Source organism: Pandoraea capi (genome assembly GCF_902459735.1).
In the GTDB taxonomy this organism is placed as follows: domain Bacteria; phylum Pseudomonadota; class Gammaproteobacteria; order Burkholderiales; family Burkholderiaceae; genus Pandoraea; species Pandoraea capi.
The window spans coordinates 1-22,785 of record NZ_CABPRV010000015.1; the positions used below are offsets into that span (position 1 = coordinate 1).

At 62.5% G+C, this 22,785-nt stretch carries 22 protein-coding genes; 6 read left to right on the forward strand and 16 right to left on the reverse strand.

The window, feature by feature from the left end; all coding sequences use genetic code 11:
* Positions 1 to 775, forward strand: a 775-nt coding sequence (locus tag PCA20602_RS23415; protein WP_150723251.1) for an IS3 family transposase, incomplete at its 5' end; no start/stop codon positions are given.
* 397 nt (positions 776 to 1,172) lie between these two features.
* Positions 1,173 to 1,385 carry a cold-shock protein gene (locus PCA20602_RS26115; RefSeq protein WP_039399016.1) on the forward strand — a complete coding sequence of 71 codons (213 nt, stop codon included), beginning with the start codon at positions 1,173 to 1,175 and terminating at the stop codon, positions 1,383 to 1,385.
* 879 nt (positions 1,386 to 2,264) lie between these two features.
* Here PCA20602_RS26115 and PCA20602_RS26245 read toward each other — a convergent pair.
* Together PCA20602_RS26245 and PCA20602_RS23425 are read right to left on the reverse strand one after the other, a co-directional pair.
* Positions 2,265 to 2,393, reverse strand: coding sequence for a hypothetical protein (locus PCA20602_RS26245; protein ID WP_281354672.1), 129 nt, complete (start codon positions 2,391 to 2,393; stop codon positions 2,265 to 2,267).
* A 56-nt stretch (positions 2,394 to 2,449) separates the two neighbouring features.
* Positions 2,450 to 3,094 carry a hypothetical protein gene (locus tag PCA20602_RS23425; RefSeq protein WP_150723252.1) on the reverse strand — a complete coding sequence of 215 codons (645 nt, stop codon included), beginning with the start codon at positions 3,092 to 3,094 and terminating at the stop codon, positions 2,450 to 2,452.
* A gap of 233 nt (positions 3,095 to 3,327) precedes the next feature.
* Between PCA20602_RS23425 and PCA20602_RS23430 the strand changes: the two genes are divergently transcribed.
* Positions 3,328 to 3,624, forward strand: coding sequence for a DNA cytosine methyltransferase (locus tag PCA20602_RS23430; RefSeq protein ID WP_246182311.1), 297 nt, complete (start codon positions 3,328 to 3,330; stop codon positions 3,622 to 3,624).
* A 706-nt stretch (positions 3,625 to 4,330) separates the two neighbouring features.
* On the opposite strand, the gene PCA20602_RS23435 is transcribed toward PCA20602_RS23430, so the two are convergent.
* The 4 genes from PCA20602_RS23435 to PCA20602_RS23450 all read right to left on the reverse strand — a co-directional run bounded on the left by PCA20602_RS23435 (position 4,331) and on the right by PCA20602_RS23450 (position 10,308).
* Positions 4,331 to 6,793 carry a putative bifunctional diguanylate cyclase/phosphodiesterase gene (locus tag PCA20602_RS23435; protein ID WP_246182312.1) on the reverse strand — a complete coding sequence of 821 codons (2,463 nt, stop codon included), beginning with the start codon at positions 6,791 to 6,793 and terminating at the stop codon, positions 4,331 to 4,333.
* A 3-nt stretch (positions 6,794 to 6,796) separates the two neighbouring features.
* Positions 6,797 to 7,450, reverse strand: coding sequence for a methylamine utilization protein (locus PCA20602_RS23440; RefSeq protein WP_150723253.1), 654 nt, complete (start codon positions 7,448 to 7,450; stop codon positions 6,797 to 6,799).
* A gap of 376 nt (positions 7,451 to 7,826) precedes the next feature.
* On the reverse strand, positions 7,827 to 8,312 hold the full coding sequence (locus PCA20602_RS23445; protein ID WP_150723254.1) for a DUF934 domain-containing protein: 486 nt from the start codon (positions 8,310 to 8,312) through the stop codon (positions 7,827 to 7,829).
* On the reverse strand, positions 8,302 to 10,308 hold the full coding sequence (locus PCA20602_RS23450) for a DUF2849 domain-containing protein (protein ID WP_150723255.1): 2,007 nt from the start codon (positions 10,306 to 10,308) through the stop codon (positions 8,302 to 8,304). Before PCA20602_RS23450 ends, PCA20602_RS23445 begins: the two co-directional genes overlap by 11 nt.
* A 218-nt stretch (positions 10,309 to 10,526) precedes the next feature.
* On the opposite strand from PCA20602_RS23450, the gene PCA20602_RS23455 reads away from it, so the two are divergent.
* Entirely contained in the window at positions 10,527 to 10,772 is a 246-nt protein-coding gene (locus PCA20602_RS23455; RefSeq protein WP_039402924.1) for a hypothetical protein, read from the forward strand.
* Between the two features lie 17 nt (positions 10,773 to 10,789).
* Here PCA20602_RS23455 and PCA20602_RS23460 read toward each other — a convergent pair whose 3' ends face one another.
* The 3 genes from PCA20602_RS23460 to PCA20602_RS23470 all read right to left on the reverse strand — a co-directional run bounded on the left by PCA20602_RS23460 (position 10,790) and on the right by PCA20602_RS23470 (position 13,748).
* Positions 10,790 to 11,149 (reverse strand): hypothetical protein, encoded by a 360-nt coding sequence (locus PCA20602_RS23460; protein WP_150723256.1) that lies wholly within the window; start codon positions 11,147 to 11,149, stop codon positions 10,790 to 10,792.
* A 202-nt stretch (positions 11,150 to 11,351) separates the two neighbouring features.
* On the reverse strand, positions 11,352 to 12,935 hold the full coding sequence (locus tag PCA20602_RS23465) for a GGDEF domain-containing protein (RefSeq protein ID WP_150723257.1): 1,584 nt from the start codon (positions 12,933 to 12,935) through the stop codon (positions 11,352 to 11,354).
* A gap of 54 nt (positions 12,936 to 12,989) precedes the next feature.
* On the reverse strand, positions 12,990 to 13,748 hold the full coding sequence (locus tag PCA20602_RS23470; protein WP_150723258.1) for a YoaK family protein: 759 nt from the start codon (positions 13,746 to 13,748) through the stop codon (positions 12,990 to 12,992).
* 142 nt (positions 13,749 to 13,890) lie between these two features.
* Here PCA20602_RS23470 and PCA20602_RS23475 point away from each other — a divergent pair, with 142 nt between their 5' ends.
* Positions 13,891 to 14,286, forward strand: coding sequence for a BLUF domain-containing protein (locus PCA20602_RS23475; protein ID WP_174981514.1), 396 nt, complete (start codon positions 13,891 to 13,893; stop codon positions 14,284 to 14,286).
* Between the two features lie 151 nt (positions 14,287 to 14,437).
* Here PCA20602_RS23475 and PCA20602_RS23480 read toward each other — a convergent pair whose 3' ends face one another.
* From PCA20602_RS23480 to PCA20602_RS23510, 7 genes are all read right to left on the reverse strand, one after another.
* Complete coding sequence (locus tag PCA20602_RS23480; RefSeq protein ID WP_150723260.1) at positions 14,438 to 15,484, reverse strand: ABC transporter substrate-binding protein; 1,047 nt, start codon at positions 15,482 to 15,484, stop codon at positions 14,438 to 14,440.
* Between the two features lie 102 nt (positions 15,485 to 15,586).
* Positions 15,587 to 16,723, reverse strand: coding sequence for an NAD(P)/FAD-dependent oxidoreductase (locus tag PCA20602_RS23485; RefSeq protein WP_150723261.1), 1,137 nt, complete (start codon positions 16,721 to 16,723; stop codon positions 15,587 to 15,589).
* Positions 16,716 to 18,167: an FAD/NAD(P)-dependent oxidoreductase gene (locus PCA20602_RS23490; RefSeq protein WP_150723262.1), complete on the reverse strand. Its 1,452-nt coding sequence runs from the start codon at positions 18,165 to 18,167 to the stop codon at positions 16,716 to 16,718. Before PCA20602_RS23490 ends, PCA20602_RS23485 begins: the two co-directional genes overlap by 8 nt.
* Positions 18,160 to 18,558, reverse strand: coding sequence for a (2Fe-2S)-binding protein (locus PCA20602_RS23495; protein WP_150723263.1), 399 nt, complete (start codon positions 18,556 to 18,558; stop codon positions 18,160 to 18,162). The genes PCA20602_RS23490 and PCA20602_RS23495 overlap by 8 nt, the downstream gene beginning before the upstream one ends.
* A 23-nt stretch (positions 18,559 to 18,581) precedes the next feature.
* Positions 18,582 to 19,376, reverse strand: coding sequence for an ABC transporter permease (locus tag PCA20602_RS23500; protein ID WP_069343941.1), 795 nt, complete (start codon positions 19,374 to 19,376; stop codon positions 18,582 to 18,584).
* 40 nt (positions 19,377 to 19,416) lie between these two features.
* A complete protein-coding gene (locus PCA20602_RS23505; RefSeq protein WP_150723264.1) occupies positions 19,417 to 20,322 on the reverse strand; it encodes an ABC transporter permease in 906 nt (301 codons plus the stop codon).
* Positions 20,315 to 21,409, reverse strand: coding sequence for an ABC transporter ATP-binding protein (locus PCA20602_RS23510; protein ID WP_069343939.1), 1,095 nt, complete (start codon positions 21,407 to 21,409; stop codon positions 20,315 to 20,317). Before PCA20602_RS23510 ends, PCA20602_RS23505 begins: the two co-directional genes overlap by 8 nt.
* A 322-nt stretch (positions 21,410 to 21,731) precedes the next feature.
* Between PCA20602_RS23510 and PCA20602_RS23515 the strand changes: the two genes are divergently transcribed.
* Positions 21,732 to 22,586, forward strand: coding sequence for an IclR family transcriptional regulator (locus PCA20602_RS23515; RefSeq protein WP_139133329.1), 855 nt, complete (start codon positions 21,732 to 21,734; stop codon positions 22,584 to 22,586).
* The last annotated feature ends 199 nt before the right edge of the window (positions 22,587 to 22,785 follow it).

The following is a 22,785-nucleotide window of genomic DNA, read 5'->3' on the forward strand; positions in this document are numbered from 1 at the left end:
CGAACGCCAGGCTTTGCGGGTAATCGGTATGAGCGCCAGCGCCTATCGTTATCGACCGGTCCCGGACCGGAACGTGGTTTTGCGAGCACAAATCGTGGCGCTGGCTCAGCGGCATCGCCGTTATGGTTCGGGAATGATTTATCTGAAGCTGCGCCAGTCAGGGCAGGCGGTGAATCACAAGCGCGTCGAGCGTCTGTATGCGGAAGAGAAATTGCAGGTGCGTCGCCGCAAGCGAAAGAAAGTACCCGTCTCAGATCGCCAGCCGCTGGGGCGGCCGTCGGTGGCCAATCAGGTCTGGTCGATGGATTTCGTGTTCGACCGAACCGCCGAAGGCCGTGTGATCAAGAACCTGACGGTGGTTGATGATGCAACGCATGAGGCGGTCGCCATCGTGCCGGAACGGGCAATCAGCGGGAATGGACTGACGCGCATTCTGGATCGAGTGGCATTGCATCGTGGTCTGCCACAGGCAATTCGCACTGACAACGGCAAGGAATTTTGCGGTCGTGCGATGCTGAGCTGGGCGCACGTACGAGGTGTGAAGCTATTCCTGATCGAGCCAGGCAAGCCGAACCAAAACGCCTATATCGAATCGTTCAATGGGCGATTTCGGGATGAATGCCTCAACGAGCACTGGTTCACCAGCCTGTCGCACGCAAAGGTCGTGATCGAATCCTGGCGGCGGGAGTACAACGAGGAGCGACCGAAGAAATCACTGGGTGGATTAACGCCAGCAGCATATGCCCAGATACTGGCAGGAAAGCAGATACATTAACCCTCGGACTCCAAAGCCCGGTGCTACTGAATACGGGGAGACGTCGGCAATCCACCAGGCGTGGAAAGAAGAGATGGGCGCGACGAGGCTCATTGCGCTGGAATGCTTGCGGGGGGATTTGGGGGATCTGCGTCGCCGGCGGGGATTGTTGCCTCAGATGGACGGTGAGCCGCCTCGCTGAGGGAGCGGCGAGACCGTTACACGAATTGCATTGTGCTCAATGCACAACCCGCGTATAAGTGGTGTACCGAACATCAAGTCTGACTTTTATCGATCCAGCGTCGATCTCACTGATCTTTGCGAGACACTTCCGATCTCTGAATTTCTTGTTTGTCCGCCACTGGCGACCAGTCACGCATCCCGCGATGACAGTTCGCCGGGAAAACTAGGGGTTCACGTGAGTACCGGAATTGTTAAGTGGTTCAACGATAGCAAAGGGTTCGGCTTCATCAAGCCGGATGACGGCAGCGAAGATCTGTTCGCGCACTTCTCGGAAATCCAGCCTCAAGGGCGTACGGAATTTCGATCTCTCCAGGAAAATCAGCACGTCTCGTACGACGTCACGCGCGGCCCAAAGGGCTTGCAGGCCTCCAACATAAAGCCCGCGTAACTTCTTCCTTTGCTTTCCCGAATCACCGCGCATGCGCGCGGTGATGTGGATCTGCTCGCCCTGCCGGAGGAAATATGTCCCAAGGCACACAGTCATACAGGGGCTTTCGACTAGTAACGTTGGTGTTTCACGACCCCGCCGGAGATTCTTCTGGGAAGAAGCACGAAAGGCTGCTCGCCGTTTCTGTGCGCATAAGCCCAGACGATTCAGATGATCTTGTTCCGTCGCCGGAATCGCGAGTATTTCGGCTTGAAAGCGTTCTGTTTGATTCAATCGGCGACGCGCGGCGAGCCGGCGATAAATTTGGGCGCACGTTGGTCGATGAATTAATCGATCAGACTACGGCGCAAGCATCATGATGCTCGCCGCCCCCAACTGGTTTCTATACGCCGAATATACCCCTCCAGACAGGACGAGGTTCTGCTCAGTCCTCTCTATTGGGCGCGCAATAGCGATGAGCCAGAAAACCGCAGCCACACGATTTGCTCAACACGGTCGCATAGGCAAGTGGTTCCGTGAACGGTCCTTAGAAAAGCAACATCAGCCCAACTGAGTTTCGAGTTCAAGCGAAGCACCGGGGCACCCTAAAACTCTTATAGGAGCATGAAATGCTCGCCCTTTCAGCGAAGGCAATAACAGCTGCGCTACAGCACATCACCGAGAAAAGTCCTAAACAGCCGTCCGAGGCAGTCATTAACGCCTTGCTGGCTAGAGAACTGATCCATCGAGTTGGCAAACACTTCGAACCCACCCAGTTTGGCCGAGCATATTGTCGGCATGCAAATACGCTAAGGCCGTCGTGGTAACGCCTGCGCACCAGGTCAATTTCCGATGAAACCTGACGCACAACCGCACTGATCAATTACATCCAAGCTCTGCTCAACGGGGACGGATGATCGGGGCGAAATAGTCCTTGTAGACCTCCTCCCGCCACTCGCCCGCCGGCGCGACCACGCCGTAATTGTCGCTGAACAACTGCCGATCGGGAACGCGGTAGTTTGTGCACATATCGTCCATCCTGCGAAAACACGGTGACCCGGCGATTCAGTCCCAGTCTCTCTTGACTATAGAACCAACGGTGTGAGCCAGTTGGCCGCTTCGGGAAGTGAGTCGTGATAAGCAATAAGTATGTTGTGCACTGACCCGATCCCTGATGCTTTCGTAACCTCGACGAACTCAATCGATCTCTCGTCTCGAATGTCGGGGTAGATGTTCATGCTCATCTGACGTGTGGCCGCATTTAGCATTGGCGGCCCCATAACCGCGCACGCACAAGAAACCGAAAGCAACTCTATGCCTCGTCGCAAGTCTGCCTCTAACACGTGCCACCACTCATCAGAATATGCCTTGGGGTTTTGAGCGCTGTGTAGGCAAGCGGCAAGGCGCATGCCAATTGCACGTAGATCCTTGCCCACGGGCCCGAAAAATACGGAGTAAATGCGATCGGTAGTTTGAATCGAAAACTCACATATTTTCTGGCCAGTACGAAATGCTTGATCGAGATTTTTTCCGATCTTGGCTATTTCCCACATTCCCTTCCTCATCTTCACAATGTCTGCGTTCGCGTCCTTAATGTCATGAAGACGGCCCTCGATCCCCATCCGAAGTTCTAGCGCCGCGTATAGCAAGGAAGCCTTCCCTCCCTCTTTCAGCAGTGCAGAAGCCCTAAACAGGCAATCGATCGCTCTCGGCGAAAAAACTTCGGTCATTTGCTACAAGCCTCCCCCGTAAAGCGGGAAGGATAGCCGACACCTTCGACACCAAAATACTGTATTTTCATACAGCATTTCATGATAGTTTACCTCCCTAATCAGCACCACGAGGGAGGCCGCCGTGCGATATCCACACACCACCCGATTCGTCGTCATCCCCTGACGACCTCCGAGGCTACACACAGTGCCATTTCTTCGCAGGAATCGGCGTCTGGTGCTACGCCCTCCGCATGGCCGGATGGCCTGATGACCGACCTGTTTGGACCGGTTCCTGTCCGTGCCAACCTTTCAGCGCGGCAGGCGCAGGACTTGGGTTTGCTGACGAGCGGCACCTCTGGCCTCACTTCTTCCATCTCATCCGTGAGCGAATGCCTGCAACGGTCCTTGGAGAGCAAGTTGCGAGCAAGGACGTCGATCCTTGGGTCGACCTTGTACAAGCTGACATGGAAGGCTTGGGTCATGCCTTCGGGGCGCTCGCGTTCCCGGCTGCGGGCATCGGTTCTGGACGTGAAATTGCCGTGGAATAGCGCCTAATACTTCGCGGGACACTTTTGCGGAACGGGCGCTTCCCGTGCGCAAATAATGTGCAGTTATTAGGCTACGCAACGCAAAACCCAATCGGCATGCGCCTCTCAGGCGAGTGCGCACCCGCATGGGGTGCAGGTGGTCGGAGGTTCAAATCCTCTCGCCCCGACCAGAATTGAAAAACCCGCACAGTCATTGGCTGTGCGGGTTTTTTCATGGGGCAAAGCTAAATGACGCCCCGTGCTACGTCCCCGAACGCAGAAGCGCTTCGATCTGTGCCGCTTGACTAACCGGCATTGAACAGATGGAGTATTGCGGCCGGGAGCAGCGAAGGCCAATGCACGCCTCCGCATAACTGACCCGCTTGACCGATCGCGGTCCCTCGATAACGAAGCGACCTTTGTCGGTCCACTTGCCTTCGCGTGAAGCATCTACGCCCCACAGCGTGCAAACGGCGTCTCCGGCAGGTCCGCTGCATCGCCAGGTGGCGACGATCGCCGTCATGCCGGCACATATCGCCGTTTCATCCACGGGTTGCGCAAAGGCCACCCCGCTCATATAGGCCGATGTCAGAAAAAGTACAAGCTTACGCGCTGCAATCATTTGTGTTTGATTACTCAGCACCCCGACTCATCAATTATTTTTTTCCGAATATACCGGATGAATCCCCTGCATTTCAACTCGGGGAGTGTGCGTTCCAGTGATGCGTCAGATCGACCGACAAACCCGCACACAAGCTTCCCTCTGCTCCGCTTGCCATGCCCGCGCCCAATCCTCCAGTTCGGCCTCGGGCAGCGGCTTGCTCAGGAAATAGCCCTGCGCGAAATCGCATCCCAGCGCGCGTAGTTTCTCCAGCGTCACGGCATCCTCGATACCTTCCGCCACGATGCGAATGCCCATACTGTGGCCCAACGCGATCGTCGAGCGCACGATCAACGCATCGTTCTGCTCGTGAGCCATGCCCTTCACGAACGACCGGTCAATCTTGATCTCCTCCACGGGCATGCGCTTCAGATACGACAGCGACGAATACCCCGTACCAAAGTCGTCGATGGCAATACGAATGCCCATGCGATGCAGTCGCTCCATCGTAATCAGCGCCTGCTCGGGATCGTCCATCAAGGCACTTTCCGTAATCTCCACGCACAGCCAGTGCGGCGGCAGCGCGTGCTCCCGCAAGACCCGCTTCAGATAGTCCGGCAAGTCCGTATCCACGAGATCGCGTGCCGACAGGTTGATCGACATGCCGACCTCTACGCCCCGGGCATGCCACGCCGCGCACGTCGCGATCGCCTCGGCGGCCACCCATCGCGAGATCACCCGGATGAAACCCGTCTGCTCGGCAAACGGTATGAACTCCGCCGGCGGCACGATGCCGCGCTTCGGATGCCGCCAGCGCACCAACGCCTCCACCCGCACCGCCCGCCCATCCGCCAGATCCACCTGCGGCTGGTAGTACAGGTACAAGCCGCCATGCTCGATGGCATGACGCAGATCACTCATCAACGACAGACGGTCCCGGTCACGACTCTCCGTATCCGGCTCGTAGATGGCTACGCCCAGGTTCGAGCGCTTCGCCGCATACATCGCCAGATCGGCACGCCGCAGCAACGTATGCATATCCGACCCATGCTCCGGATACACCGCAATGCCGAAGCTCGCACCGACGTCGACCGTCTGACCATCCACGACGATCGGCACATCCAGCGCGCCCGCCAGACGCGTCGCACATTGGTGGGCCGCCGCCTGATCGCCGCCACGCACGAGAATCGCGAACTCGTCTCCGCCCAGCCGCGCGACCATGTATCCGGCGTCCTTCAATTCGGTGCTCAGCCGGTGGCCCGCTTCCCACAAGAGATGGTCGCCCACGTGGTGCCCCAACGTGTCGTTCACATCCTTGAAACGGTCCATGTCCATCAGAATGACGGCGAACGGTGCGCCGCCACGGTAAGCCTCCTCGATATCCGATTGCATCCGCTCACTGAACGCCGCGCGGTTCGGCAACCCGGTCAGCGTGTCGACGTAAGCGAGTTCCGTGATCCGCTCCTCGCGCTGTGCAATCGCATTGCGCATCGAATCGAAAGCGCGCGCCAGATCGCCGGTCTCATCCCGGCGTCGCAAGTCGATGGCCACCGTATCGTCACCGTAATCGCCCTTGCCGATGCGCCTCGCCAGATCGACGAACGACGCCAGCGGACGCGTCACGCTGCGCGCGATCAGCGCCGCCCCCAGGATCGAAATCACAATGCCGCCGAGCGTCAGCCACAGCAGCGTGGAGCGCAATTGACGGAAAGGTCCGGCCGCTTCGGTCACCGAGCGCTGCAACACCGCGACGACCGGGGCATCCGTGCCGGAGAGATTGACGACCTTGAGCGCATACCCGCTCACGCGCGACATTCTCGCCGCCTCCGTCACCGACACGGTGTGGCTCGCCAGCGCCGCCTGCAACTCGGTGCGATCCGCCGCACGCAGCGAACTCGCCACCACCTTCCATTGCCCCGATGCCGCCCGATGCACCAGCGACACTTCAAGCCCCGACAACTCGTGCATGTCGCGCGCGAACGCATCGTCCAGCGAGAAGCCCATCGTCACCCAGCCGATGACCAGCGGCGCTTTGACCGGCACACTCACCAACTCGTAAGCCCGTCCGTCGAGCATGCCGATCGACGAGACGGAAGTCCCCGCCTTGGCTCGTAATCGCCCGCGCGACGGCCCCGGCAGTGCCGGTGCCGCACCGTCGCCACGCACGCCCGAGATGCGCGAGTCGGCAATCACCGCGCCATTCAGGTCGATGAGCAGGGCGACGTCGGCATGCACGCGCTCCCGTACGTTCTCGAGCGCCGAATGCATCGTCACCGGATCGTGCAGCGCCACCGCCTCCCGGAAACCGAAGTCGGCCGTGACAACCTGCGCTACCTGTGTCAGCTCGTCCGCCTTGGTTTGCAACGCCCGGCAGAACACACGCTGCCCAACGGCAAGCTGCTCGTTGACCTGCGCCGCGGACGCGTCGTTGAGAGCGCGACTGGCCGTCATTTGCATCACGGCGAGCACGACCAGAATCAGCGCGACGAACACGAGCGTGATCTTCGTGCGCAGTCGATACCACCCGAGGCTCACGCCAAGGCGAACCATCCGGCTACGGAAGCGGAGAAATGCGGGAAAGAACTGCACGCCTCAGTCGCCACGCAGCGGGAGCACGAGGGAAAGCGGCGCGATGGTGACGCCCGGGGCAGCGGGCGCCGCTCCCGGCAACTGAAAAGTGCCCACGACCGTTGCCGACGCACTCCCGAGTCGTGGATGCCACACGGCGACCCGATACCGGCCGGCCGGTACCGTCGGCAACTCGCCGCGACCGCCGCCACCGGTCTTCGCGAAATACGGCGTGTCCACCACAACGACGTACGCAATCATCATGTCGTGGATGTTGCAACCGATGGTCACGACGCCGGGCTTGTCGAACACCACTTGCCTGGAGCCGCCACGATAGAGCTTGAGCTCGAAGCGCTTCGCATCGGAGAGGGAATAGACGTCGTGCGCGATGTCGTCACGATTCGGAAAATCGACGGCGGCGCCCTTCTGTACGACGGTGACCATGGGCATGAACATCTTCTGCTTCTGCACGATGGACGCCGGTGCAGGACGCCCCGCGGGCAGCTTTCCGTCTTCCGGGGTGAGATAAACGACGGCGTCGTCGAGGGCCGCCCCAGTGTTGTCTCGCACCTGAAAATCCTGTGCCCAGGCACTCGCACCGGACAAGGCCAGCGCCAATAACGTCAGACAACCCCGCGACAGGACCGCGCGCAGCGGCAGACGTTTTCTTGCGTTCATGATCTTATTGCTGTGTAAAACGCGCCTTCCCCTGCGGTGCCGACGCGGCGCGCACGGCTTCGGCTTTCCCTTCCATAACGACGCATACCCCCGAACTATTCCTACACGTCGTTAAGAAATTTGTCGTCGCCGCAGTATCCGTCAGGCGCCCTGTCGTTGCCCTTCAACGCCCCGTCAACCCGAATGCACGCTCAACCCTTCGGAAATGCCCGAGAACCCCGTGGAACGCCCGTAAACCCTCAAGAACGTCTGAAGCCCCTGCACCAACCGCCGTCCAACAAAAAAGGCACAAACCCGTCAAAACGCGTTTGTGCCCTTCCGTTGGTGTCTTCCTGCCCGTGCTGCTTTACCAGATGATCTCCGGAGAACGCTCCTGTCAGGCCGTCAGACGCGCCAGCAGCGTGCGCGGCCGCCCGGCGCGAACCTGCGCGGCAAGCGCCGCCTCGCGCCAGCGTGCCGTCGGCACCTCCGAGGGCGACAGCAGGCTATCGAAGCCGCAAGCCCACAACATCGCCAGTTGATCCGGCAGCAGCGGCCCCGCAGCGCGGATCGCGCCCTGGAAATTCCATTTGTCGCGCAGGAACTTCGCCAGCGTGAAGCCACGCCCATCGCGCGTCTTCGGGAACTCGATCACCACGAGTTCAAGCTGCGGCAACAGCGCGGCGATGCGCTCCGGATCGTCATGCCCCTGCACGCGGATACCGGCAGGCGCCACGCCCTGCTCGTTCGCGGCAAGCCACGCGTCGAGCGGCAGCACGCTTTCGCTGCGGGTTTCGTCCGAAGCGTCCGGCGCGAATTGCGCGTCGGCGCCAAGATAAGTCCAGACGTCCTCGGCCGGCAGTCCGTTACGATCAATCAACATTCAGAGCTCCCTTGAATTCTTCCGCGCCGACACGTCCGAGCGTATCGATGAAGCGCTCACCCTCGTGACGCAGATCGAGATAGCGTCCGAGAATGTTTTCGATCACCTGCGGCACGGCCTCGTACGACACGCCCGGGCCGAGAATCTTGCCGACGGCCGCGTTATCGTCCGCCGAACCGCCCAGCGTGATCTGATAGTTTTCCTTGCCTGCCTTGTCCACACCGAGAATGCCGATGTGAGCGACGTGGTGGTGCGCGCAGGCATTGATGCAACCGGACACATTGAGCGTCACCGGTCCGATGTCACGCTGCTGTTCCTCAGTAAAGCGCAACGCAATGCGCTGCGCCACCGGCACCGAACGCGCATTGGCGAGCGCGCAGTAATCCAGCCCCGGGCATGCGATCGCATCCGAGATCAGACCGATGTTCGGCGTCGCGAGCCCGGCCGCCTTCAATTGCTTCCACAGGGCATGCAGATCGTCGAGCTTCACGTGCGGCAGCACGAGGTTCTGCTCGTGCGTCACGCGCAGTTCGCTGAACGAATACTTGTCGGCCAGATCGGCCAGCACCAGCATCTCCTGCGCGCTGGCGTCGCCCGGAATCCCGGCGGCCGGCTTGAGCGACACGACGGCACTGATGTAGCCCGGCACCTTATGCTCGTGCGTGCAGGTATCGACCCAGTGCTTGAACGCCACGTCAGTCTTGTACGACTGTTCGTACGCGCTGGACTGCGCCGGCAGCGTGGCGAACTCGGGCAGGATGAAGCGCTCGCCGATGGCCTTGATCACGCTGTCCGCCAGCGGACGATGCGTCTGGGCGATGCGGGCGAATTCTTCCTCGATCATCTCGATGAACTTCGCCGGCTGCATTTCCTTGATGAGGATCTTGATGCGCGCCTTGTAGATGTTGTCGCGACGACCCAGCGCGTTGTACACGCGCAGAATCGCTTCGACGAAGCGCAGCAGATCGGCCTCGGGCAACCAGTCGCGCACCAGCGTACCGACGATAGGCGTGCGGCCCAGACCGCCACCGGCGTAAATCTGGAAGCCGACTTCGCCCTGCTCGTTCGTGCGCGCCAGAATGCCGATGTCGTGAAAACGCACCGCCGCACGGTCCGTCTGACCGCCAGTGATGGCGATCTTGAACTTACGCGGCAGATAGGTGAACTCTGGGTGGTCCGTCGACCATTGACGCAGAATTTCGGCATACACGCGCGGATCGATGACTTCATCCTTCGCGGCGCCGGCGAACTGGTCGGTCGTCACGTTACGGATGCAGTTGCCGCTCGTCTGGATGGCGTGCAGATCGACATCCGCCAGCGCCGACAGAATGTCCGGAGAATCGGTCAGCGTCGGCCAGTTGAATTGCAGGTTCTGACGCGTGGTGAAGTGCCCGTAGCCCTTGTCGTAACGATTCGCCACGAACGCGAGCTGGCGCAACTGCACCGCGCTCAACGTGCCGTAGGGAATCGCAACGCGCAGCATGTAACCGTGCAGCTGCAGGTACAGGCCGTTCATCAGACGGTAGACCTTGAAATCGTCCTCGCTCAGCTCGCCGCTCAGACGGCGCGCCACTTGCTGACCGAACTCCTTCGCGCGGTCCTTGAGGTATTCGCGCTCCGACGGATCGTAGCGATAGATGCCCGCGTGCTCGGGGGCCACGGTCAAGGCCGGTGCGTCCGCCAGCGCGGCCTGCACGCCGGCATCTGCCGCCTGCTTGCCGAGGTCTTCACGGACCGACGGGCCACGCGAACGCAGTTGTTCACGGAAGTCCACCGGCACAGGACCGGCGTCGCCGAGTTCGGCCGGACGCGGCACGGGATCCACGATCAGGTTGGCAGCCGCAGCGGCCTTGGCGGCCGCCTGCGCCTGCTCGAGACCGTCCGCATCGAACACGTGCGCCTGCGTCAGATCGTCTACCCAGTGGTATTGCTGGTCCAGCCAGACGACCAGACCGTCTTGGAGTCGGTTCGCCGAAATCAGATTGCCTGCATTCATTCGATGCTCTCAATGCTTGTCGTTTTGGTCGCGACTTAGTGGGAAACAATTCGCGATTAGAACTACAGGCTATCAAGCGGCGAAGGAATATACGAATATTGACTAGTTATGTCGTCATTACGAGATGTTGTTTGGCGAAAAATCATTGCGTATCACTGTATTTTTATACAGTAGTCATGCTACATTTCCCATCATTCAACTTCATCGTGAGGGACACCATGAGCGACGCCAAATCCATCAAGTTCATCGTCGTGCCATATCGCAAGAACAAGGACGGCGTGCTGCAACCCGGCGAGCTGCGTCAGGCGAGCACCGAATTCGGTGCAGTGCGTATCGCGCAGTCGATGGCGTCCGGGTTCGCGGGCATCGCCGCCTACGAGGTGCTGGTCGACGAAGAGGACGGCACGATGGATGCCCCGCGCGTTCTCTTCCAGGAAGGCGCCATTCCGGCGATGGCTGACTGAGCGGCGAGTGCCGGGCCTCACTCCGGGCGCGACGGACGGGCGATGCTGTCGAACGTTTTGGTCTGACGCGGATGCTGCATGTCCCGCGTATCGAGCGCCCGGCGCTGCGCGAGCACTTCCTGCGTGCTCGGCCCCGTGGCCGGACCATTGCGCTCGCTTGCCGTGCGATTGATGCTGGCGCTGGCGGCATGCGCGTCGGTCACGGGCGCGCTCTGGCCGCCGAGTGCCGCTACCGCCGGGCTCACAGCCGGTGTCTGATTCGATTGACGGATGCTGCCCAGATCGCCTGCGCCGAGATAGGACTGCGCATTGGCGTGACCGAAGATCAGCGCGCCGCTCAGGCACAGGCAAGCGGCGAAGAAGTGAGTGCGGTTCATATAGCCCCCCGTTTGGCGAATCAAGGCGTGTTTGTCGATGGCTGAATTGTCTCAGCCTCTGCGCACGGTGTCGCCTTGCATTAATCACAGTAGACGCCCCCTGCTCAGCCCATTGGCCGACAAGCGGATTGCATCGCCACCCTGAATCGCGCGATCGCAACCCCTCGGAACGTTCTGTGAGAGGGCGGCCGCCCGGTATCCGCTAACTCGACGGCGAATCCGAAGGCTCGTCGGGTGAGGGTGTCTTGCCCAGCACGATCGTGCTGATGCGATTGCGGCCGGACTGTTTCGCAATGAAGAGTTGCTCATCGGCCGCCGTCAGGATGGCCTCGGCGCTGCCGCACTCGCCGGCGACACCGGTCGCCGCTCCGACGCTGATCGTCACCATGCCTGCGGCACTCCCTGCGTGATCGATATGCAGGCGCTCGATGTCGCGCCGGACCTGCTCGGCCATCGTGGCCGCGCTTTGTGCATCCGTATCGGGTAACACCACAGCAAACTCTTCGCCGCCGTAGCGAGCCGCCATGTCGCTTTCGCGCCGCACATGGCCGCCGATATTCTTGGCGACGGCACGCAGCACGTCGTCGCCGACCGAATGGCCGTAAGCGTCGTTGAAATGCTTGAAATGGTCGATGTCCGCGAACAGAATCGACAAAGGACTGCCGGACCGCTTCGCGCGCCGCCATTCGGCCGCGAGTTTGGTGTCGAGCGCACGACGGTTCGCCAGCCCGGTAAGGCCGTCGGTCACACTCAGGCTCACGAGCCTTGCCGCAGCGCTCGAGCGCGTGCGTATGGCCGCCGTCAGCAACCACGATCCGGCGATCAGTGTGGCCGCGCATGTGATCGCGATGGCACTGAATATCCACACCTGTCGTAACCACTCGCGCATGAGCAAATGCGTCGAGGGCGTCACCACCACGTACATCGACGCCCCGGGCACTCGCACCGACCGGTAATCCAACGCACTCATGCCCTTCGGAAACGCGAGCGCCGCCGACAGATCGCCATTGCGCGCCGCCCCCCCTGGCAACGTGACCAGCGCCCCCGGCCGCGCGCCTGAGCAGGGATCGCAGGCCAGCACCGTCCCCTTCTCTTCCACGATTTCGATCGAGCGCAGGTCGGCCGAATCCACATCGCTGACCAACGTGCCCAGATGGTCGAGCCGCAGGGCCAGCACCGCCACACCGGCAAAGGTGTGATCGGGCGCCGCAATGCGGCGCGTGAGCGCCACCGACAACACGCCGCCATGGGTGCGCGACGCGTAAGGCTGCGAGATGTACAACCCGAGTGACGGACTGAGCGCGTGCGACCTGAAGTAATCGCGGTCTGCGACGTTCACGACCACATTCGGTTGCCCGTCCAGCGGCGCGGAGATACGGCCGGTCTTGTCGACGACGTAGGCATCGTCCAGAAAATCGCGACTTAGCGTCTGCCCGAAGCGCACCCGGTCACGCACGCGCTCCGGGAACAACGGTGTCGTGGGATCCTCTGCCTCACGGACCATCTCCTTGAGCAAGGTGTCGTAGACAGCAATGTTGCCGCCCAGACTCGTCGCCACGACCGATGCCACGCTCTGCGCCCGTTCGAGGGCAAACAGGTAGCGCGCCTGACGGTCCGCGCGCAGCAACAGCGAAACCCCGACCAGAATTGCAATGGCGATGGCCGTGCCGATCACGCCGACCATCGCCGGATAGTCGTCGAACTTGTCGAACAGCGCGCGCAGTCTCTGCCCAAACCAACTCCGGAACCCACTCTGTTTGCGAGATACGTCCGAGCGTGTAGTCATGACGAATGGCCCGACACGGTTACCGACTGGTGAACTAGCGAGGAAGCCTGCCCGTTAGCGCGAATGCCTGGCGTTGCGCGAGAAATCGTCGAGCAGCGGCACGATGGCCAGCATGATCAATACGACAGCGAGCGGAATTGTGGAGACGAACCCCAGATGCTTGAAGCCCAGCGCCCCCACGAGCCCGCCCATGAAGAAACTGCCCAACAAGGCACACAGCAGACGTAGCTTCTGCCGGTCGCCGGCCACGCGCGGCAGGTCCTGCGCCACGCCCGGCCGGTTCCAGTAGCTCATCTTGCCCAGCTCGATACCGATGTCGGTGACCAGCCCGGTGACGTGCGTGGTACGAATTTCGGCCCGGGAAATCTTGGTGATGATGGCATTTTGCAGGCCCATCACGTAGCACAGCAGGCCCACGGTCGCCGGCACGTAAAGCAACCGGTGATCCTCCAGATTGGCACCCATCATGCCGAACGTCAGCAACAGCATGGCCTCGAGCATGAGCGGCGCGGCATATTCGCTATGCGTGTGGTGACGTCGTCCCCAATGAATCAGCACGGCGGAGGTGGCCGCGCCCAGCAGGAACGCCACCAGCGCGCTCAATCCGGCGAGCACCAGCAGCAACTGGCCGAGCACGAGATTGTCGGAGAGCGAAGCGACGATACCCGACATGTGCGACGTGTACTGACCGACGGCCAGAAAGCCCCCGGCGTTGGCCGCCCCGGCCACGAAGGCGAGCGAACACCCCAGACGCCGGTTCGCCGCGTCCGTGCGCACCGGCTGGGTGAAACCGCGTAGATAATTGATCGGCATGGCGAGTGAGCGTCCCGGGCATCGCACTTGGGGTATTCTAATGCGCGTCGACGCAAAGTTGATGCAAAAGCGACGCCATTATCGTGCCATCGACGCGACACGACGGGGCGATGCGCCGACTTGTACGGGGGGAGACATAACAATGACCGAGTGCTACGCGTACATCAGCCGTGCGTTGCCGGATCTCGATCCGGTGGCGCTGTCCAAAATCATCGTCCACTCACGCGGGTTCAACGATACCCACGGCGTGACCGGTCTGCTGCTCTACGACGGCATGACTTTCTGTCAGTACATCGAAGGACCGGCGCAGGCGCTGGCCGACGCTCGTCAGCGCATCGAAGCGTCGCGCCACCATTGCGCCATCCAGGTGCTGCTCGACGGCACACCACGCCAGCCCGGCGCCTTCTCGTCCTGGAGCCTGGGCTATCTGGTGCTCGACGAACCCGCCCACGCGCTGCATACCTTCGTCATGCCGGCAGATCACGCGCAACTGATCGGGGCGTTCAACGTGCTCGCCGCGCAGGCGGACGTGATGTAACCCGCAGCATCGGCACAGCGCCGAACCACGCCAGCCAAGCCGCACAAACGACGACGCCGGGCCACCTGAGGTGCCCGGCGTCGTTGTTTCGAGGCCTGCGCAACGCCTGCGCGAACGATCGCGTCATGCGCAGCGATTCATACCATTGCGATCACTGCTCGATCTGACGGTTCCAGCGCTGATCCCACTGCGCGCGACGCTGGTTGATGGCATCCCAATCGACCGTCTTGATGTTCTTGGTCAGGTCGTCGAGCTTGCCCAGACGCTTTTGCATCGACGGCGGAACCGTCGCTTGCGGATTGGTCGGGATGTAGGCGCCGGCCGCCGCAGCCAGCGACTGGCCCTTGGCCGACAGCAGGTACTGCGCAAGCTTCTGCGCCATGGCGTTGTCCGGGCTGTTCTTCACGACGCACAGGTCGACGAGCAACTGCACCGCGCCTTCCTTCGGGGCCACGTAGCCGACCTGAATGCCCTTGTCCTGAAGGTCGCTCACGGCCGTCGGGGTCAGCGGGAAAATCGCGGCTTCGCCCGTCTGGATCATTTCCGAGAGCTTCGCCGAGTTCGGGATGTACTCGACGACGTTCGGACCGACGGTCGACGCCCACTTCGTGAAGCCCGGTTCGACGTTCGTCTCGCTACCGCCCCAGATACGGTTCAGCGCGAGGAAACCGTGCAGACCGAACGTGCTGCTCGATGCCGACTGGAACACGACCTTGCCCTTGTACTTCGGATCGGCGAAGTCCGTCCACGATGTCGGCGCCGCCCAGCCCTTTTCCTTGAAGAGCTTCGTGTTGTAACCGATACCGGTCATGCCGAGCTGCACGCCTGCGCCCATGTCGTCCTTCACGCGAGCCGAGGGCAGCAGTTCCTTGAGCACCGGCGCATCGTCGAGCTTCTGGCATACCCCCATGCTGATGGCGCGTGCCATCACACCGTCGTCGAGAAACACGACATGCATCTGCGGGCTGTTCCGGTTGGCGAGCAGCTTGGCGAGTACGTCCGACGACGTACCCGGCACCACCACGACCTTCACGTTGTTGGCCTTCTCGAATTCCGGAAAGACCTGACTCGTGTAAGCCTTTTCCATCGGGCCGCCATTCATGCCGATGTACAGCGTTTTCGACTGCGACCAGGCCGCGCTGCTCGCGCCCAATGCCAGCGCCGCAGCGCACATGACGACCTTACGGGATAGCTTCATCGTGGTTCTCCTTGCGTTTTCCAGGGTGTTAGGAATGTAGGTTGTGGACGGACTCAGAACGTGTGGCATGTCTCGGGTTCCCTCGTGTGCATCTCGTGTACATCAAGCGGCCGCGCCGACTTTCGCGAACCGGTCGACCGCAAAGGCATCGATCGGCGTAGCCGTCTGCCCTTGCGTGACCAGATCGGCCAGCACTTCGCCGACGCCGGGCGCCAGCAGAAAACCGCCGCCGCAAAAGCCGAAGGCATGCACCAGTTGCGGGGTGGTACGGCTCATCCCGATGATCGGGTTGTCGTCGGGCGTCTCGCCTTCCACGCCGCTCCACGTGCGAATCAGCAAGGCGTTGCGCAGCGCAGGCAACAACGCACACGCCTCGCGCATCACCGCGCGCGTGGTGTCGGCCGACGGCTGAGCGTACTCGCCGTCGCCGGTGCCGCGCCCGCCGCCGATCACGCAGTTACCGCGCTCGACCTGACGTGCGTAGACACCACCGCCGTAGACCCCAAGGCTGTGTCCGACGAAGCGGGGCAACGGCTCCGTCACCCACATGTTCGGATAGATGGCATGCATCGGCACACGCTCACCGAACGTCCCGGCGATGTGATTTGCCCACGCGCCGGACGTATTGAGCAGCCAGTGGCTGCTCACGTGCAGGGCGTCGCCCGCCTCGGGCTGAGCCGTGAGCTGAAAGTGCCTGCCGTCATGCGCGATCGATGTGATCGGGGTGCGTTCTCGAACGTCGGCACCAAGGGCACGCGCCGCACGCGCGAAGGCCGGCGAGACAAGACGCGGATTCGCATGGCCGTCGCTCATGCATAGCGAGCCGCCGACAGCCCCATCGCCCAGCCACGGAAAGCGCTGACGGAACTCGGCCCCACGAAACACCGTGGCGGACAAGCCGTAATTGGCGGCCATGGCGGACCACTGGTCGAGCGGTTCGAGGTCGCTCTCGCGACGCGCAAGACGCAGGTGCCCCGAGCGTACGAACTCGCCGTCGATACCGATGAGTTCCGGCAGACGATCCCAGACCCGCCGCGCACGCATTGCGAGCGGCAATTGCTCCTCGGGACGCCCCTGACAACGCACGCCGCCGTAATTGACGCCGCTGGCTTGCGCGCCGCAATAGCGTCGCTCGAACAGCGCGACCTTCAGGCCGCGCTCGGCCAACGCTCGTGCGGCCGATGCGCCGACCAACCCGCCACCGGCGACCACGACGTCGTAATGCAAGGTCTCACTCATCGCGCGCCTCCTCGGGAATGGCGGCGACGTTCTCGTCGAAAAGCATGGGGGCAATCGGAATCGGTTTGATCGGCGCCTGCGCACGCAGACGACCCACTTGCGCGAATGTCTGCCCGCTCGCCTCGGCGAGCACATGGCATGCCGCTTCGCCGCACATGCGGCCTTGGCAACGCCCCATGCCCACGCGGGTGAGCGCCTTGAGGCGGTTGATTTCGGTCACGCCGTCAAGACGCGCGCAATCGCGCAAAGTGCGGGCGGTGACTTCTTCGCAACGGCACACGAGCATGTCGTCGGGCCACTGCGAAGCCGGATCCTCCGGCAATGCGAATGCCTGCTCGATGCCTTCGCGAAAACGGCGGATGCTCGCGAGCTTGCGTTCGATGGTGGCGGCATCAGGCGCATCAGCCATGGCGGGCGCCGCGATGCCGAGGTCTTCGAGCAACGCCAGTGCCGCGCGGCGGCCGGCGAGTTCTGCGGCGTCGGCGCCGGCAATGCCAGCACCGTCGCCCGCCAGATAGATGCCCGGCTGCGAGCTGCGGCCTGCGGCGTCGCGCTCAGGCAGCCAGCAACGGTTGAGATCGTCGAAGACGAAACGGCAACCAGCCAGATCGGCGAGTTGCGTTTCCGGACGCAGGCCATAGCCCAGTCCCACCGCACTGCATTCGAGCGATTGGTCGCGGCCATCGCGCTGCCAGCGAATCGCGCGGACCCCGGCAGTACCGTCGATACCGTCGAGCGTCACGCCGGTTTCGATGCGCACGCCACGGGCGCGCAACCAGCCCACGTAGTAGACGCCCTTGGCAAACGTCGATGGCTGACTGAGCAGTCGCGGCGCAGCCTTCGCCTGCGTGACGAACGCGCTGGTGTCGAGCACCGCGACGACGTTCGCCCCGGCTTTCGCGTACTGGTACGCCACGAGATACAGCAAAGGTCCGGTGCCCGCGAACACCACGCGTTCACCGATGGCGCAGCCCTGCGCCTTGAGCGCGACCTGCGCGCCGCCCAGCGTGTACACGCCCGGCAATGTCCAGCCCGGCAACGGAAGCACGCGATCCGTCGCCCCGCTGGCAATGATGAGATGACTGAACGGCACGGCCGTTTCGCGTCCGCCATGCATCGTGTGGAGCCGCTTCGGATCGCACGCCCACACCAGCGTTTCGGGACGATAGTCGACCTGCGGCAGCAACGCGGCCATGGCGTTGTGGACGGTGTCGGCCTTGGCGGCTTCGAAGCCGTACAACGCCTGCTTGCTGCGCGCGAATCCCGCGTCGGCGGGCGGCTGACGGTAGATCTGACCGCCCCAGCGCATGTTTTCGTCGAGCACGATCGGGCGCACGCCGGCCGCAACGAGTGTCTGCGCTGCGCGAATCCCCGCCGGACCGGCGCCGACGATCACGACGTCAGCGCCATTCACGAGCGTCCGGTTTCCGGCGCGCTCATTCATGCGAGCCTCCGTGAATTTCGTTGACGTCGGCCGCACGCGTGACGATACGCATGCCGGCCTGCACGGTGGTGGAACATGCACGCAAACGCGTGAGTTGCATATCGCCGCCACCGGCCGTCGTCGTCTCGCAACGCACCCAGCAGTCCTGACAGGCGCCGATCAGGCAGAAGCCCGCACGCGGCGTGCCGCTGAACTCGCTGATGCGCACGTGACGCTGATGCGTGAGGATGGCGGTGAGCAGCGTGTCGCCCGCGAGCGCCTGCACCGGCTCGCCGTCGATGAAGAACGTGACCGGCGAGCGCGAGGTCTCGGCCAGCCGCTTCATTTGCGGATGGCCGGTCGTTTGCCCCGTCGCGCGCGACGATTGAGGGAATTGGGAAGAACTGGACATAGGAGTCGTCGTTGAGCGCGCGTTCAGTGCTGGCCGATCAGAATGCGATTCAGGCCGTAGATGCGGTCGAGCAGCAGCATCGCGCCGAGCGTCACTGCAATGACGAGCGCCGAGACGGACGCCATCATCGGGTCGATCGACTCAGTGGCGTACATATACATGCGCACCGGCAGCGTGACGGTTTGCGGCGCCGTGAGGAAGACCGACATCGTCAGTTCGTCGAAGCTGTTGATGAACGCCAGCAGCCAGCCGCCGGTAATGCCCGGCAGGATCATCGGCATGGTCACGCGGCGGAACGTCGTCCACGAACCGGCGCCGAGCGAGGCGGCCGCGTTCTCGACGCTGCGGTCCAGACCGCTGATCGACGCGAGCACGAGACGCATGATGAACGGCGTCACGATGATCATGTGCGCGAAGATGAGCGCGCCGAACGAGCCGGTCACGCCGAGCATCGCGAAGAAGCGCAGCAGTGCGATGCCGAGCACGAGGCCCGGAATCACCAGCGGCGAGAGCAGCAGACCGTTGAGGAAGTTGCGTCCTGGAAAGCGCGAACGGCCGATGGCCAGCGCGGCCGGCAGCGCAATCGCGAGCGAGAGCGTGGCCGAGATGAACGCGAGCTTCAGACTGGTGAAGAACGACGCGATGAAGTCGGGGTAGTCGAGAATCGCGCGGAACCAGCGCAGCGAGATACCGCGCGTGGGCAGCGAGAGCGTTTGTTCCGGCGTGAACGCGACCAGCACCACGATGATCATCGGGGCGAGCACGAAGAGAATGACGAGCGCGTGGAACGCGAGCGCCAGAGGACTGTTTTTGCGCATGATGGCGAGTGAGTTCTGTTCTGCGAAAGACCCGAGGGCCTTAGCCCATGCTTCGCGAATAGCGACGATCGAGCAGACGGTAGTACGTCAGCATCACGATCAGGTTCGCCACGAGCAGCAGCACGGCGATGGTCGCGCCCAGCGGCCAGTTCAGCGAACTGAGGAACTGGTCGTACACGGCGGTGGCGGCAACTTTGAGACGGCGTCCGCCCAGCAGGCTCGGAATCGCGAAAGCGCTGGCCGACAGACCGAACACCATCAGACTGCCCGAGAGAATGCCGGGCACCAGTTGCGGCAGCACGATGCGGCGCAGCGTGGTCACGGGCGACGCCATGAGCGAGAGCGCCGCGTTCTCCGTCTGCGGATCGAGACGTTGCAGCGACGTCCACACCGGAATCACCATGAACGGCAGCATCACGTGCGAGAGCGCCACGACGACGGCGAAGTTGGTGTACTCCATCTTGAACGGCCCGATGCCGATCAGCCCGAACGCCTGATTGATCAGGCCGCCGGAACTCAGCAGCATGCTCCAGCCGAACGCCCGCACCACGATGGACACGAGCAGCGGCGAGAGAATCACCAGCAGGAACAGCGAGCGCCACGGGTCACCCATGCGCGAGAGCACATAGGCTTCGAACGTGCCGACCACGGCGCAGATCGCCGTGACCGTCAGCGAAATGCCGAAGGTGCGCAGGAAGATCGTATGGAAGTACGAGTCGAACAGCACTTCCTTGTAGTTCTCGAACTGGAACGCCGCAATCGGACCGCTCGCCGGGTCGAACTGATAGAACGTGAGCGCGAGCGTCATGAGCAACGGAATGAGCACCAGCGCCACGAACAGCAGCATGGCCGGCGCACTCATCACCCACATCGGCAGGTAGGCATGCCACGGCGCACGCGTGGGGCGCGCGGTGTCCGTGTGCGGGACTTGCAGGGTTTCAGCCATTGGCGCACGCTCCCGCAGCGACGAAGCGCACCGATTCCGGATGCCAGTCGAGGCCGACCGGCGAACCTTCGTTCAACGGTTCGCCGCCTTCGTTCTGGCAGCACACGAGCACTTCGCCCAGCGCGCTGTCCACGCGATACAGCCACTGGCTGCCGAGGAAGAAGCGGCTCGTGACCGTTGCCGACAAGCGGCCGGCCGACGGCGCGCACAGGCGCACCTTCTCAGGACGCAGACACATCGTGATGGCATCGCCCACCGCCATGCTGCGGTCGCGCGGCGCCAGGTCCGAGAGCGCTGCGCGCTGCGTGAGTTGCGCGCCCAGTTCGATGTGCAGATGCTCGCCGTCGCGCGCGGCCACACGGCCGGCCAGCATGTTGGCCTTGCCGATGAACTGCGAGACGAACGGCGTTTCCGGACGCTCGTACGCCCGGTACGGCGTGTCGACCTGCGTGATACGGCCGGCTTCCATGACCACGACGCGATCACTGATCGACAGCGCTTCGGACTGGTCGTGCGTCACCATGATCGTGGTCGTACCGATCTTGCGCTGGATCGAGCGCAGCTCGAACTGCATGTCTTCACGCAGCTTGGCGTCGAGGTTGGACATCGGTTCGTCGAGCAGCAGCACGGGCGGCGCAATCACGACCGCACGCGCGATCGCCACACGCTGACGCTGGCCGCCCGACAGTTCACGCGGGAAACGGTGACCGAGGGCATCGAGCCGCACCAGCGCGAGCGCCTCGCGAATGCGGTCCTTGCGTTCTGCCTTGTCGACGCCCCGCATCTCGAGGCCGAAGCCGACGTTGTCCGCCACCGTCATGTGCGGGAACAGGGCGTAGCTCTGGAAGACGATGCCCAGGCCGCGCTTGTTCGGGCGCATGTTGGTGATGTCGCGCCCGTCGAGCGTGATGCGCCCGGTGGTGGCTTCGACGAAGCCCGCGATCATCTGCAACGTGGTGGTCTTGCCGCAGCCCGAAGGCCCGAGCAGCGAGACGAACTCGCCTTTCTCCACCGAGAGATTGACGTTCGAGACGGCATTGAGCTCGCCAAACGTCTTGGAAACATCCGTCAAAGTCAGAAAAGACATGGTCACTACCTTTGGGGCGCACATGCGCCACATGAAATGCAATTGCATCGAACAGTAGCGAGCCAAATTGCATGCCGCAAGATAACGATTCCATGAAATGAGATAAATTTTCAGATTATTTCGTTTGACGGAATATTTGACGAATGAATACGCCCTTTCGTTTCGTGTCAGCGTCTCGGGATAATCCCTAACTTATGATGATTATTGGTGGTTTTTGGGGGTTTCGAGACATCGCGTCAGTTTTCAAGCCATATCGGCTTGCGCTAGTATTCCGTTTGACGGAATATTCGAGACCCTGATGAGCACCTCCGATTCACCCCGCATGACCGACGTGAAGGAAGCGTCGCCCGCAGAATCCGCCGGCGCAGGCATCCTGCAACGCACGTTCGCCGTCATTCGCGCCCTAGGCGTCGCCAAACCCGAAGGCGAGCGCGTCACCCATATCGCCAAGGCCGTCGGCCTGAGTCAGGCCACGGTGCACCGGATTCTTCACGCCCTCATTGCCGAACAGGTCGTGGAGCAGGACGAGACGTCCAAGCTCTACCGACTGAGCATCGATTTCTTCGCCATGGCCGCGCAGGCGGGCAACCCGAGCGGCATGCGCACGCTGTGCCGCCCGTCGCTGCTGCGTCTGTGCGCAAGCCTCGGCGACACGATCTTCCTGCTCGTGCGCAGCAGTTTCGACGCGGTCTGTCTCGACATGTGCGAAGGACCCTTCCCGATCCGCTCGTTCACCGGTGACATCGGTGGACGCGTCGCGCTGGGCGTCGGTCAGGGCAGTCTTGCGATTCTGGCGTTCCTGCCGGAAGCGGAGCGCGAGGAGATCATTCGCTTCAACGTGCCGCGGTTGCGCGGCTACGGCGTGCTCGACGAGGTCTACCTGCGCACCGAGATCGAACGGGTGCGCCAGTTGGGGTATGCCGGAAGCAACAGCGGCGTGCTCGATGGCATGGCGGGGGTCGCGGTACCGGTCTTCGACCGTACGGGGCACGCTGTCGCCGCGCTGAGCGTCGGCACGCTGGCTGCGCGTCTGTCGCAGGATCGTTTGCCGATGGTGGTGGAATTGCTGCGACGTCAGGCCGAGTTGATCGGCCCGCAGACCAATCCGTTCGATGTCGCGATGCGCCGCCCGATGCACGGCCTCACGCGTGCGCTCACGACGGAGCCGCTGGCCTGAGCCGACGTTAAGCCGGCTCAGTTTCCGACGTCCCCCGCCCTTTCGACCGGCGATGATCGCTACGGCGCCGCCTTCGGGCCAGGTCCGACGAGATACGGCCTTTTGATGGCCGAAAATGACCGGCGCACTGCGCGCTCACCTGCGACAATCGCGAACGGGCACGGCAGCATCCGCCAGTCGGCCCTCAGTAGAGACAACG

Bases quoted from the DNA above. Each gene is read 5' to 3' on its own strand.
- PCA20602_RS23510 (WP_069343939.1), bottom strand. From the start codon at position 21,409: ATGTCTTTTCTGACTTTGACGGATGTTTCCAAGACGTTTGGCGAGCTC.
- PCA20602_RS23465 (WP_150723257.1), bottom strand. From the start codon at position 12,935: ATGACTACACGCTCGGACGTATCTCGCAAACAGAGTGGGTTCCGGAGT.
- PCA20602_RS23475 (WP_174981514.1), top strand. From the start codon at position 13,891: ATGACCGAGTGCTACGCGTACATCAGCCGTGCGTTGCCGGATCTCGAT.
- PCA20602_RS23470 (WP_150723258.1), bottom strand. From the start codon at position 13,748: ATGCCGATCAATTATCTACGCGGTTTCACCCAGCCGGTGCGCACGGAC.
- PCA20602_RS26245 (WP_281354672.1), bottom strand. From the start codon at position 2,393: ATGTGCACAAACTACCGCGTTCCCGATCGGCAGTTGTTCAGCGACAAT.
- PCA20602_RS23495 (WP_150723263.1), bottom strand. From the start codon at position 18,558: ATGTCCAGTTCTTCCCAATTCCCTCAATCGTCGCGCGCGACGGGGCAA.
- PCA20602_RS23485 (WP_150723261.1), bottom strand. From the start codon at position 16,723: ATGAGTGAGACCTTGCATTACGACGTCGTGGTCGCCGGTGGCGGGTTG.
- PCA20602_RS23445 (WP_150723254.1), bottom strand. From the start codon at position 8,312: ATGTTGATTGATCGTAACGGACTGCCGGCCGAGGACGTCTGGACTTAT.
- PCA20602_RS23515 (WP_139133329.1), top strand. From the start codon at position 21,732: ATGACCGACGTGAAGGAAGCGTCGCCCGCAGAATCCGCCGGCGCAGGC.
- PCA20602_RS23440 (WP_150723253.1), bottom strand. From the start codon at position 7,450: ATGAACGCAAGAAAACGTCTGCCGCTGCGCGCGGTCCTGTCGCGGGGT.
- PCA20602_RS23480 (WP_150723260.1), bottom strand. From the start codon at position 15,484: ATGAAGCTATCCCGTAAGGTCGTCATGTGCGCTGCGGCGCTGGCATTG.
- PCA20602_RS23425 (WP_150723252.1), bottom strand. From the start codon at position 3,094: ATGACCGAAGTTTTTTCGCCGAGAGCGATCGATTGCCTGTTTAGGGCT.
- PCA20602_RS23450 (WP_150723255.1), bottom strand. From the start codon at position 10,308: ATGAATGCAGGCAATCTGATTTCGGCGAACCGACTCCAAGACGGTCTG.
- PCA20602_RS23500 (WP_069343941.1), bottom strand. From the start codon at position 19,376: ATGCGCAAAAACAGTCCTCTGGCGCTCGCGTTCCACGCGCTCGTCATT.
- PCA20602_RS23455 (WP_039402924.1), top strand. From the start codon at position 10,527: ATGAGCGACGCCAAATCCATCAAGTTCATCGTCGTGCCATATCGCAAG.
- PCA20602_RS23505 (WP_150723264.1), bottom strand. From the start codon at position 20,322: ATGGCTGAAACCCTGCAAGTCCCGCACACGGACACCGCGCGCCCCACG.
- PCA20602_RS23460 (WP_150723256.1), bottom strand. From the start codon at position 11,149: ATGAACCGCACTCACTTCTTCGCCGCTTGCCTGTGCCTGAGCGGCGCG.
- PCA20602_RS23430 (WP_246182311.1), top strand. From the start codon at position 3,328: ATGGCCGGATGGCCTGATGACCGACCTGTTTGGACCGGTTCCTGTCCG.
- PCA20602_RS23490 (WP_150723262.1), bottom strand. From the start codon at position 18,167: ATGAATGAGCGCGCCGGAAACCGGACGCTCGTGAATGGCGCTGACGTC.